The organism is Paenibacillus nitricinens (genome assembly GCF_052056485.1).
Classification (GTDB): domain Bacteria; phylum Bacillota; class Bacilli; order Paenibacillales; family Paenibacillaceae; genus Paenibacillus_AQ; species Paenibacillus_AQ nitricinens.
The window spans coordinates 4639597-4651790 of record NZ_CP183948.1 but is presented as its reverse complement, the minus strand read 5'-3'; the positions used below and the strand labels follow the sequence as shown (position 1 = coordinate 4651790).

Annotated in this window: 14 protein-coding genes; all 14 read left to right on the top strand. The window is 45.1% G+C overall.

What is annotated here, in order from left to right; genetic code table 11:
- Positions 1-17: 17 nt before the first annotated feature.
- Positions 18-1271: a bifunctional 3,4-dihydroxy-2-butanone-4-phosphate synthase/GTP cyclohydrolase II gene (locus ACN6KS_RS20740; RefSeq protein ID WP_094870100.1), complete on the top strand. Its 1254-nt coding sequence runs from the start codon at positions 18-20 to the stop codon at positions 1269-1271.
- 36 nt (positions 1272-1307) lie between these two features.
- Positions 1308-1775 (top strand): 6,7-dimethyl-8-ribityllumazine synthase, encoded by a 468-nt coding sequence (gene ribH / locus ACN6KS_RS20735; protein WP_036676377.1) that lies wholly within the window; start codon positions 1308-1310, stop codon positions 1773-1775.
- Positions 1776-1911: 136 nt separating this feature from the next.
- Positions 1912-2703 (top strand): segregation and condensation protein A, encoded by a 792-nt coding sequence (locus tag ACN6KS_RS20730; RefSeq protein ID WP_094876365.1) that lies wholly within the window; start codon positions 1912-1914, stop codon positions 2701-2703.
- A complete protein-coding gene (gene scpB, locus ACN6KS_RS20725; RefSeq protein ID WP_094870098.1) occupies positions 2672-3274 on the top strand; it encodes an SMC-Scp complex subunit ScpB in 603 nt (200 codons plus the stop codon). The genes ACN6KS_RS20730 and scpB overlap by 32 nt, the downstream gene beginning before the upstream one ends.
- 185 nt (positions 3275-3459) lie before the next feature.
- The gene (locus ACN6KS_RS20720; RefSeq protein ID WP_440960389.1) at positions 3460-4143 is read left to right on the top strand and encodes a DUF2953 domain-containing protein; all 684 of its coding nucleotides are present in this window, start codon (positions 3460-3462) and stop codon (positions 4141-4143) included.
- Between the two features lie 114 nt (positions 4144-4257).
- Positions 4258-4767: a GerW family sporulation protein gene (gene ytfJ / locus ACN6KS_RS20715; RefSeq protein ID WP_094876366.1), complete on the top strand. Its 510-nt coding sequence runs from the start codon at positions 4258-4260 to the stop codon at positions 4765-4767.
- Between the two features lie 166 nt (positions 4768-4933).
- Positions 4934-6133, top strand: a complete 1200-nt coding sequence (locus ACN6KS_RS20710) for a D-alanyl-D-alanine carboxypeptidase family protein (RefSeq protein WP_440960388.1) — start codon at positions 4934-4936, stop codon at positions 6131-6133.
- Between the two features lie 35 nt (positions 6134-6168).
- The gene (locus ACN6KS_RS20705; protein ID WP_094870094.1) at positions 6169-6834 is read left to right on the top strand and encodes a nucleoside recognition domain-containing protein; all 666 of its coding nucleotides are present in this window, start codon (positions 6169-6171) and stop codon (positions 6832-6834) included.
- Positions 6835-6886: 52 nt separating this feature from the next.
- Positions 6887-7375 (top strand): spore maturation protein, encoded by a 489-nt coding sequence (locus tag ACN6KS_RS20700; protein ID WP_042190265.1) that lies wholly within the window; start codon positions 6887-6889, stop codon positions 7373-7375.
- Between the two features lie 66 nt (positions 7376-7441).
- Positions 7442-7786, top strand: coding sequence for a peptidoglycan recognition protein family protein (locus ACN6KS_RS20695; RefSeq protein WP_094870092.1), 345 nt, complete (start codon positions 7442-7444; stop codon positions 7784-7786).
- A gap of 20 nt (positions 7787-7806) precedes the next feature.
- Positions 7807-8565 carry a pseudouridine synthase gene (locus ACN6KS_RS20690; RefSeq protein ID WP_094870091.1) on the top strand — a complete coding sequence of 253 codons (759 nt, stop codon included), beginning with the start codon at positions 7807-7809 and terminating at the stop codon, positions 8563-8565.
- Between the two features lie 120 nt (positions 8566-8685).
- Positions 8686-9207: a redoxin domain-containing protein gene (locus ACN6KS_RS20685; RefSeq protein ID WP_094870090.1), complete on the top strand. Its 522-nt coding sequence runs from the start codon at positions 8686-8688 to the stop codon at positions 9205-9207.
- Complete coding sequence (gene resB / locus ACN6KS_RS20680; RefSeq protein WP_440960387.1) at positions 9207-10892, top strand: cytochrome c biogenesis protein ResB; 1686 nt, start codon at positions 9207-9209, stop codon at positions 10890-10892. Before ACN6KS_RS20685 ends, resB begins: the two co-directional genes overlap by 1 nt.
- Positions 10889-12151: a cytochrome c biogenesis protein CcsA gene (ccsA, locus tag ACN6KS_RS20675; RefSeq protein WP_094870088.1), complete on the top strand. Its 1263-nt coding sequence runs from the start codon at positions 10889-10891 to the stop codon at positions 12149-12151. The genes resB and ccsA overlap by 4 nt, the downstream gene beginning before the upstream one ends.
- The last annotated feature ends 43 nt before the right edge of the window (positions 12152-12194 follow it).

Sequence of the window (12194 nt, the reverse complement as noted above, 5' to 3'; positions counted from 1 at the left end):
ATTAGGAGGATAGGATCATGAGCGAACAATCGAAGAAGGATAGTGTCTTGGATCCGATTGAAGAAGCGATATATGATTTAATGCGCGGCAAAGTCATCATCGTCGTGGATGATGAAGATCGTGAGAATGAAGGGGATTTTATAGCTCTTGCTGAACGGGCGACACCAGAAGTCATCAATTTTATGATCACTGAGGGACGTGGTTTGGTCTGTATGCCAATTACCGCTGAACGTGCGGAAGAGCTTGAACTACAGGCTATGGTCAGTCACAATACAGATAATCACGGCACAGCCTTTACTGTATCCGTTGACCATATAGATACAACTACTGGTATATCAGCGGGGGAAAGATCCTTGACTGTAAAGGCCATGATTGACCCTAAAGCGAAGCCGTCTGATTTCCGTAGACCTGGCCATATGTTCCCGCTGATTGCGAAAAAAGGCGGCGTTCTGCGCCGTTCCGGACATACAGAGGCTGCTGTTGATTTAGCCCGTATGTGTGGTGCATATCCGGCCAGTGTGATTTGTGAAATCATCAAGGAAGATGGCACGATGGCCCGGTTGCCTGATCTGGTTGAAATTGCGAAGAAGCATGATCTGAAGTTGATCAGTATCAAGGATCTCATTCACTATCGTAATGAAAAGGAACAGCTCGTGAATCGTGAGGTATCCGTGCGTCTGCCTACCGATTTCGGTGAGTTTCAGACCATTGCGTATACGAATGAAGTGGATGATAAAGAACATGTAGCTTTGGTGAAGGGCGATATTTCTGGTGATGAGCCCGTATTAGTACGAGTACATTCCGAATGCTTGACGGGTGACGTATTCCACTCCCATCGCTGCGATTGTGGTCCCCAGTTTGAAGCAGCGCTTCGACAGATCGAAGCTGCTGGTAGAGGCGTATTGCTCTATATGCGCCAAGAAGGCAGAGGTATCGGTCTTATTAATAAGCTTAAAGCTTATAAGCTTCAAGAAGAAGGACTCGATACTGTAGATGCCAATCTAAAGCTTGGTTTTCCAGCAGATTTACGTGATTACGGGATCGGTGCACAGATTCTGAAGGATTTAGGGATAAGCCAAATTCGTCTCTTAACCAACAACCCGCGTAAGATCAAAGGGCTGGAGGGCTATGGACTGGAAGTTGTTGAGCGTGTGCCAATACAAATGCCGGAAAATAAAGATAACACCAATTATCTCCATACAAAACAGGCGAAGCTTGGACATTTGCTGTCTTTTGACGACATTGAACAAAATGAGGATTCCAAAGTATAATCACACACAATAAAAAACGAAGGGTAGATGAATGATATGCCGAAATATTTAGAAGGACATTTAGTTTCCGAAGGCTTAAAATACGGAGTTGTAGTAGGACGTTTTAATGAATTTATTACCAGTAAGCTATTATCCGGTGCACTAGATGCCTTTAAACGCCACGGTGTTGGTGATGATGAGGTGGATGTAGCTTGGGTTCCAGGTGTGTTTGAAATTCCGTTGATCGCTCAAAAAATGGCGGAAAGCGGTAAATATGACGCTGTAATCACTTTAGGAACCGTTATTCGTGGCTCTACAACGCATTATGATTATGTATGTAATGAAGTCGCTAAAGGGGTAGCTGCTATTAATCTTAAAACCGGCGTACCGACAATTTTTGGCGTAGTTACTACTGAAAATATTGAACAGGCCATTGAGCGTTCAGGAACCAAAGCAGGAAATAAAGGCTGGGATGCTGCGACTGCTGCGATTGAAATGGCGAATCTTAACAAACTGTTTAAGTAAGACAGCTATTGACGAATCAGTCGAATTCGTGCTTATTTATAGTATAAGAAGAAAGCATGGATTATAGAGCCCTTTCTACTTGTGTAGCGTCCATTTGGGCGCTGCACTTTACTTTTTTTTGGCGGGAGGATGCTTCGTGACTGTATTGTACAAGCTGGAAACGTTTGAAGGTCCGCTGGATCTGCTATTGCATTTAATTGATAAGGCGGAAATCGACATCCAGGACATTCCGGTCGCCGAGATCACCGAACAGTATATGGAGTACCTGCGAAGTATGCAGGAGCTTGAACTGGATATTACGAGTGAATTTCTCGTGATGGCCGCAACCCTATTATCTATAAAGAGCAAGCTATTGCTGCCCAAACCACCGGTCATTGAGATCGATGATTTTGAATATTACGAAGAAGATGAATTTGATCCACGAACTGAACTCGTTCAGCGACTGATTGAGTATCGTAAATTCAAGAGTATTGCTGTTCATTTAATGGATATGGAGAGCGAGCGGAGCTTGATTTTTACGAAGGAGCCGGAGGATCTGGGGCCATTCGTGCCAGAAGAGATTGACCATACGCTAAAAGGATTACATACTTCCGACCTTATAGCTGCTTTCCGTAAAGCACTAAGTAAGGCGGCAAGAAGGTCATCTTACCAGCGGATCACCCGGGACGAAATATCGGTAAAAGATCGTATACGTGATGTATCGGATGCGCTGCAGCGCAGAGGAAAGGGCGGAAGGCTCCACTTCTCAGCACTGCTGCACGATGAAATGGCGCGACACGAGATCGTAGTTACTTTTCTTGCAATTCTGGAACTGATGAAAATGAAGGCGATATTGTGCTACCAAGAGAAATTGTTTGATGACATCGTAATGGAGTGGAGAGGAGGAGAACACTTCAATGGATTACAAAACGCTGAAATCGATTATTGAGGGCCTGTTGTTTCTATCAGGTGATGAAGGGATCTCTGTGCGGCAAGTTGCCGAAATTACGGAGCAGCGTCCAGAGCTAGCGGCTGGAGCATTAGAAGAACTCAAAGAGGATTATGTAACACAGGAACGGGGGCTGCAGGTAGTCCAAATTGCTGGGAATTATCGGCTGGCAACCTTGCCTGAGCACGCCCATTATTTTGAGCGTTTGGCTTATTCCCCTTCCAGATCAACGCTGTCTCAGGCTGCATTAGAGACATTGGCGATCGTGGCCTATCGTCAGCCGATTACACGGGTGGAGATCGAAGAGATTCGAGGCGTGAAATCGGAACGTGCCATTCATACGCTGAATAATAAGGATTTGATTCATGAGGTAGGTCGTGCGGAAGCCATAGGGCGCCCAATCTTGTATGGGACGACGAAATCATTCTTGGAGAGCTTTGGTCTCGCAAGTCTGAATGAGCTGCCTGAACCATCAAACTTCGAATCCACTGATAATTTGGAAGAGGAGACACAGCTATTGTTCAATAAGCTGGATACCCAAATGTCGTTTGAGGATATTGAGCAATCATAGCTTTTTTTGTTATTCCGCAATGATTTGTATTGCTGGGACAGCCCATAAACCATTGATATGGTTTATGGGCTGTCCCTATTTTTATGAAGGGCCACATTTTTTAATCAAACCCCGAATTTTTTCCAGCATAAATTGCCATACTAAACCAAAGGTTCCCATAATTAAGGTTTCTTGGAGGTAAATACGTGACATTATGGCTTGGAATTCCCCTCGGATTGCTGGTAGTGGCAATGATTCTGCTTTTGTCTTCATCTATTGATTTCCGCATCCGGTGCTATAAACATGACAAAAATGATCTGCTCGAGTTAGATGTTAAAACTCTTTTTGGTCTGATCAAACTCCACTATGAGCTGCCCCGATTGGTCTTTAAGGGATTGGAGCAAGGCGTGATTGGGAAGTTTAAAGAAACGGGTACGGCAACAACAGGTGTCGATACTGTAAAGGAAGAGCATTTCGATAAAGAGAGAGTAGAACACTGGCGGGAAAATATACAGCTAGCAGTGAGATCTACACGTGGATTGAAGAAGTGGATTAAGGAAACCGTATCTCATGTCAAAATATCAAAGCTTGACTGGTCCACGGACTTCTCACTAGGTGATGCAGCAGACACAGCCATAGCATCAGGAGCCGCCTGGGGATTGAAATGGAGCATCGTAGGGTTTATTTCGCAGAGGGTTAAATTGAAACATAATCCACGAGTGTTTGTGAAGCCTGTTTTTCAGGATGAGCCAAGTTTTTCAATGGAGTTGGTATGTGAGGGGAAAATGTCCGTTTCCTATACCTTATACGCATTATTGCGGCTGCTTCTACGTGTCTTGCGAGTGTCGGGGGGAATCGGTAAGTGGAGAAAGTTACTAAAACGGATCTGAAGGGAACCTCACGGGCAAAGTTTAGAATGAAAGTTACATACAAATGTGTGGAAGTGGGGATGATAAGCGCTGTAGAAGCAAGAGTAATCGTACTCAATCAAAGGAGGAAACAATATGAGCGACCATCCTATTCAGGGCCTAATGCAAACAGCGATGGAAAATATTAAGGGTATGGTAGATGTTAATACGATTGTTGGAGATCCAGTACAAACACCTGATGGTAGTATTATTCTGCCGATCAGTAAGGTGGCTTTTGGGTTTGCTGCAGGGGGTAGTGATTATCGAGTGGAGGATTCTATAAGTGGATCCAGCTCCCAAGGCGGCGTCAAAATGCTTCCTTTTGGTGGCGGTAGCGGGGGTGGTGTTTCCATCAGACCGATCGCTTTTCTAGTGGTTGGTAAGGATGGGGTGAACATTGTGCCACTCGACAATCAAACACATTTGTTCGAGAAAATCATCGATGCTACACCAGGGCTCATCGACAAAATCCAGACGATGTTCCAAAGCAGCAGTTCCTCAAGCCAAGCTGGGACACCCGCTGCTCAAGCTTCACAACCACCAGCTCAAGCCTCACAAGCACCTGCTAAACCCGATCCAAGTACATCTCAATCTTCAACACATTAGATACACATAATTGTTCAAATAGCCTCGGGGATATCGCCATACATCAGGCGGTGTCCCTTTTTGTGTGGAGAGGACATACCCTAAGGCTGGTCCGCATACACTTGTACAACATAGGCATGAAATGAATCACTCTACTTAAGAACCGATAAGAATCCGGAGGATAAATATGAAGACAATAACCCGTAAATTTCCAATCGCCTTATTACTGAGCATTTTGCTGCTGTTTCTGACACCGCTAACGTTGATTCATGCGGAGAACAGCTCCATATCTACGCATGCAAGGGCAGCGGCGCTGATTGATGTGGAATCCGGGCGTATTTTGTATAGCAGTCGAGGAGATGAGCCTATGCTTATTGCCAGCCTGACTAAAATAATGACCGCCCTCGTTGCTATTGAGAATGGTGATTTAGCCTCAAAAGTCAAAGTTGGTAAAAATGCTTTCGCCAAAGAAGGCTCCTCTATTTATTTACAGCAAGGTGAAGAGATGACGCTGGAAAATATGCTGTATGGTTTAATGCTGCGCTCAGGGAATGATGCGGCAACAGCGATCGCTGAACATATCGGCGGTTCTGAAGAAGGGTTTGTATACCTGATGAACAATAAAGCTGAAGAGCTCGGATTAAAAAATACTCATTTTGCTAATCCGCATGGTCTAGATGCTGAAGGCCATTATTCGAGTGCTAATGACTTAGCTGTACTGACGGCGTATGCTCTTCACAATCCTGTATTTAAGCAAATCGTGAAGACGCAGGAGAAAACTGCTGACAATCCAAATGAGAAATGGGATTACAAGTGGAGAAACAAGAATAAAATGCTGTACTTATATGAGGGTGCTGACGGTGTGAAGACAGGGTATACCAAAAAAGCGCTACGATGCCTTGTCAGCTCTGCGACCAGAAACGGACAGCAGCTTGTCGCAGTCACCATAAATGATGGAGATGACTGGAATGATCATGCCTCACTGCTGAACTTTGGGTTTAATCACTACCCACTAAAAACAATGATCGAACGCGGGGACCCCGTGAGCGGTTATAACTTCGTGACAGCTAAAAAATTTGCCTATCCGCTCGGACCAGGCGAGCAGGATAGAGTGACCACCAAACTTGTCTTAAATCAAAAGATTACCGAACCCGCTCAAGCAGCAAGATCGAACTTTGGATTGCAAGGGGTTCTGGTTCTAGATCTCGGTGGCAAGGAGATAGGCCGGGTTCCAGTGTATACACGAGAGTCCTTACCTCCTGAGGAATCTGCTTATACTAAAAAATATAGTACAACGCAAGCGCTAACTTATCCTGTCGATAATTGGTTTCAGGCTATAGGGAGTGCACTGAAGGCGTTATTTAAATTGGGCGAAAGTTCCAAGTAAGCAGCTAGCTGATTAATGAAGAGGGAGGCGTATCCATGATTAACGGGATCTGGCTAGGAATGATCATCATCGGTTTTCTGTTCGCCGCCGTTAACGGCAGAATGGATGAATTTACAGCCGCCGTATTCGACGGAGCCAAGAGTGGGGTTACAGTAAGTTTCGGCCTAATAAGTGTACTTGTATTCTGGCTAGGAATCATGCGGATCGCAGAGGATGCTGGTTTGCTTAAAAAAATAGCCAAGATTCTTGGGCCAATCGTAGCCTTCCTCTTTCCAGATGTGCCAAAGGGTCATCCTGCAATCGGATATATTCTCTCCAACATGAGCGCTAATTTGCTTGGACTTGGCAATGCGGCTACACCTATGGGGATCAAGGCGATGCAGGAGCTGCAGAAGCTCAATCCGGATAAAGAAACGGCCACACCAGCCATGTGTACCTTGCTAGCGCTTAACACAGCAAGTATTACGCTGATTCCCGCGACCCTAATTGCGATCCGATTGAATTATAATTCGACAGATCCTGCGGGGATAGTCGGCACAACCCTTGCTGCAACAGCAGTGGCGACTCTTGCAGCGATTGCGGCGGACCGTTTTTTCCGAAGGATGACATTGTTGCGCAAACCTCCAAAGCCGCCGTCAGCCAAGTCTGGTTCTGTTCCAATGGCGAAGACTTCGCTGCCTAATTCTTCATTGAAAGGGTGAACATGACTTGTACCAGTTAATCAGTCTCATATCGGCATGGGCGATTCCGGTCATGATTACGTTCATCCCGCTCTATGCTTTTACGCGTAAAGTCCCAGTGTATGAGTCATTTGTTGAAGGGGCAAAAGATGGATTTGGTACGGCAATCGCGATTATTCCTCATCTTGTAGGTATGCTTGTAGCGATCAGCGTCTTTCGCGCATCGGGCGCACTCGACTTCCTAATGGGATTCATATCTCCTGCGCTAAGGGGGCTTGGTGTACCTCCAGAAGTGCTGCCACTAGGCCTTCTACGGCCTCTCACAGGGACAGGCTCTCTTGCTTATACCACGGATCTGATTCGCGTTCATGGACCAGACTCTCTAATCGGCATGATTGCCTCTACCATACAGGGCAGCACGGACACAACACTTTATGTATTAACGGTTTATTTTGGAGCTGTAGGTGTGCGTAACGGCCGTTATGCGCTTAAGGTAGGTCTCTTCTCCGATGTCGTTGGCTTCGTCGCCGCGATCGCGGTCTGCCTCCTGCTTTTTGGGTAGTCGGCGTCACCCTCAAACCTCCCTCGACATATGCTATTGCAGCAATGTGGAGGGAGGCAATCCGCTATGAACTATAAAGGTTTTATCCTGCATCAGTCTCGCTGTACTTCCATAAATGGCAAAGGTTTTGATTTTTGGGTTGGTGTTGAAGGAGCCATTTATGCAGCACCTCTGCTGACCGATCCGGAGTATATTCACATTTGCTTGGAAGGTGATTTCAGCCGGGAAGACGGCACCCCTCCATTATCTGGAAGGAAAGAGCAGCTATTTGCCACAGATAAACTCATTTTAGAACTGGTAGAGCGCTACCAAATCTCCCCTTTAATCATCGAACCCCACAATAATTACTGCCCAGGAGCATTTTTTCCATGGAATGAACTTGTGATTTATCCCTCTGATGGTTATCATTAATCTGAGGTGACTAGTCGAAAATGGAAAGATTACAGAAAATTTTGGCGCAGGCCGGTGTGGCGTCCAGACGTAAGTGTGAAGAAATGATTTTGGCCGGTAAAGTGGAAGTCAACGGGGAACTCGTAACTACGCTTGGCACGAAGGTGGACCCCGCAACAGATATTATTAAAGTCTCCGGTAGACTGATCCGGGGCGAGAACAAAATCTATATTATGTTCAACAAACCTAAAGGCGTTATTACAAGTGCTTCCGATCCAAAGGGTCGCAAGGTTGTAACAGACTACCTTAAAGGAATTACAGAACGGGTTTACCCTGTAGGCCGTCTGGATTACGATACGGAAGGACTGCTGCTGTTAACGAATGATGGAGATTTCGCTAACTTGCTTACCCATCCTAAGCATCATGTACCTAAGACGTATCATGCAACGGTCAAGGGTATTCCGCATGGCACTGCATTGGACAAGCTAAAAGCCGGCATCAAGCTGGAGGATGGCATGACAGCGCCTGCTGAGGTGGAGTACAAGGATATTGACGAAGCGAATAAAGAAGCAGTAATCAGCATAACGATTCACGAGGGACGTAACCGTCAGGTACGACGCATGTTTGATGCGATTTCACACCCCGTTATCCGTCTGAAGCGGATTTCTTTCGGGGATATTATGCTGCAAAATCTTAAACGTGGCTCCTACCGTCATTTGACCAAAGATGAAATTAACCATCTGCAGCAAATTGCCAAAGCAGGATTACTCAAAGAAAGAACTCCACGTAAAGAGTCATAAAGACACACAATATTCACAATTAAACCCCCTAATGCTGTGACGAAATTCGCTATAATGTTCATAGGATGTTCACACCTTACAACATAAGTATGAGTTGCGTCACAGAAGGGGGCTTTACATGTGGGTAAAGCGAGAAAACCAATTCAAATCGTAATTCTGTTTCTAATCGTTCTAGTGGGTGGTTATGCAATTGGTTCCTCTGTATTTGGTGGAAGCGGAAAACCAGAGGAAGGTAGTAAAGCGCCTGCCATTGATTTGCTGGGTCTTGATGGACTGGGGCATACATTAGACGAGTATAAGGGTAAGACTATTGTGCTGAATTTCTGGGGCTCATGGTGCACGCCTTGTGTAAAAGAAATGCCGGCTCTCCAAGCACAATGGGAAAAATGGAAGGACAAAGATGTAGTCGTTATTGGAATCAACGTAGGTGAAGATCAGATGACTGTTGAAAATTTTGTGAAGCAAGTCGATATTGATTTTCCGATTTTGATGGACACGGGACGAGACGCTGTACGAAGTTATGGTATTTCTCCACTCCCCACTACTTTTTTCATTAATGCAAAGGGTAAAATTGACAGCATTCATATTGGCCAGCTTGATTTAGATTCACTAGATGATCAAATTGGGAAGCTGGTGGATTGATGAGTGAACGCGAGGCTTTTATAACCAATACCAAATGTGAATGTGGCCACCAGAACCCTGTAGGCACTGTTCTATGTGAAGCATGTGGAAAGCCGCTTGGCAAAGAATCGGACTGGGGCGAGAATCTGGAAATGCGTTATGATGGTGTAGCCCGTCGTTCGCAGCGTGTTAATCCAAGCATTATTGATCGAGTTTGGAACTTTTTTTCATCTGTAAAAATAGCCATTTATCTTATCGTTTTGACACTGTTAGGCTCTATGCTGGGAACCGTTTTCCCACAGGAGAGTACTTTTCTTAATATTGATGCATCGACTTATTATAAGCAGGAGTACGGAACAGCTGGGGACATCTACTATAAACTTGGACTTTCACATACATACGAATCCTGGTGGTTTGTGACTCTACTCGTAATGATTGGCGCTTCATTAGTCATTTGTAGTTTGGACAGAGTACTTCCGCTGTATAAGGCATTAACTAGGCAGAAGATTCGGAAACATCGTCAGTTCTTAATCCGGCAAAAGGCTGTGCTAGTTACTGAAGTGCATGAAGAACCAGAAGCTTGGGTTGCTCGGGTGGTTCAGCCTATGCGTAAAAAGGGCTACCGAGTCAAGACGGATGGAGGAGCGCTGCTGGCAGAGAAACACCGCTTCAGCCGCTGGGGACCTTACGTAATACATATTGGTTTGATTATTTTTTTACTTGCTGTACTGGCAAGAGGATTGCCGGGTCTCAACATGGATCAGCATCTTGCTTTCCCGCAAGGGGAGATTACACAGATTCCGGATACCACCTACTATTTGAAAAACGAGAAATTCACCGTAGAGTTCTACACAGATGAAGAGATGCCTGAGGAGTTTCGGGGCAAAAAAACCCTTCCCAAATTATTCCAAACTAAAGCAGTGCTATATAAATGTACCGCGGATTGCGCAGATCCTACTAAGGAACCGCAGCTTACCGAGGTGACAACACATGATATCCAAGTAAACTCACCTTTGGATTATAAAGGATTGAAAGCGTATCAGTTTGATTATGATCTAACACCTGTACTGCGTTCTGTACAGCCAGTGCTTAAGAACTCCACCACTGGGGAGTCGTACGGTAAATTTAAACTGGATATGAAGAATCCGCAGCGTACAATTACAGCGGGACCCTATACGATGACTTTAAAAGAAAAGTATATGGATTTTGGACTCAATGAGGATGGTCAGCCGATATCTAAGTCGCCTTATCCGAATGCACCAGCATTCTTATTCTTGATTCAAGGACCGGATTTGCCAGCAGAAGGGCAGCAGTACTTCTATTTTCCTAAGCAGGTGGATAAGTCTCAGTTTCAGCAGGTGGCTATTAACGATAAGCTTGGTGGCAGCAATAGATTTCTTGAGCTTGAAGTGGACAACATGAGCGATGTTGATTTTTCGGAATCGACTACATACTTGAATATACGTATTGATCGTGCAATGCCTTTTGTATGGTTAGGTGCAGCAATCGTGATGCTGGGTTTAGTCCTTGGATTCTACTGGCAGCATAGACGCATCTGGCTTACCGTTGTAAACGGAGAGCTAATACTCGGAGGACATACGAACAAGAATTGGTTCGGTTTCCGTCGTGAGATCGTTTCTATTTTAGAAAAAGTAGATATGGTAGTCGATGAAAAATCAATAGATAATGGAGGAGGCCTAACATGAGCTTGCTCGATATCAGCAGCGCTGTCTTTATTGCCGCATTCTTATTATACAGCGGGTCGTTTATGTTATTCACTATCGCTATCATGGGTCGCAAGTGGTCGGGCCGCAAGCCAGAGGAACATACTGCTCGATGGGGTAAAATAGCTTTTATTGTTTCTTCTATAGGTCTTATCTTTCATCTTATTTATTTCTTTACACGTTGGTTTGGTGCAGGACATATTCCAGTCAGCAATATGTATGAGTTCATGACTTTCTTATCCATGATGGTTATGGTAGCCTTTACAGTGATATACGCGATCTATCGCAAAGTTATTCTCGGTCTGTTTGCAGTTCCAATTAGCATTATTGTGATGGCGTACGCAGCTGTATTTCCACAGGAGGTTCAGCCGTTAATTCCATCCCTGCAATCGAACTATCTCAAGATCCACGTAACACTGGCAGCACTGGGTGAATCCTTTTTCGCGGTAGGATTTGCGGCAGGGCTGATGTATCTGCTGCGGACTGTTAATTTTGCAAGTAAAGAGAAGGCGGATCGTAAGCAACAGAGACTGATTGAATTTACTCTCTTTTCAATCATTGTTATAATTGGGTTTCTGGGTTCAGTTTTTGCTTTCCGCGGAGCAGGTTACGAGACTGTTTTTGTCCGTCACAACGTTACGATTGACAGCGCAGGGCAGGAAAATAGTACAATAGAGAAAGTGAGTTATCGAATGCCGCCGATTGTGGCTCCTCACAATAGCGAAATTGAAAGCTTCCAGTCGTTTCTTGGCATGAAAGAACCTCTCTTTGAAGCTCCTTCATGGATGAATGGTGTGAATGCTGGCCGGAAGTTTAATACTGTAATCTGGTCGATTCTTTCCGGATTACTCCTTTACGGAATTCTTCGCTTGATCGTACGCAAGCCGCTAGGCGCAGCGATTCACCCGGTTATGGAGGGGATTGATGAAGGCGATCTAGATGAGATAACGTATAGGGCGATAGCCATTGGCTTTCCTATTTTTACATTAGGCGCTTTGATTTTTGCAATGATATGGGCGCAAATAGCCTGGGGAAGATTCTGGGGATGGGACCCCAAAGAGGTCTGGGCACTCGTTACTTGGCTCTTCTATAGTGCTTATCTTCATTTACGATTGGCTCGTGGATGGCAAGGGCGAAAATCTGCCTGGCTTGCCGTTCTAGGTTTTTTGGTCGTAATGTTTACCTTAGTTGGCGTTAATCTAGTCATCGCCGGACTTCATTCTTATGCGGGGACGGACTGAGCATAGTTTACCTGCTAACACAGCACAATGGATTTAAGGTTAC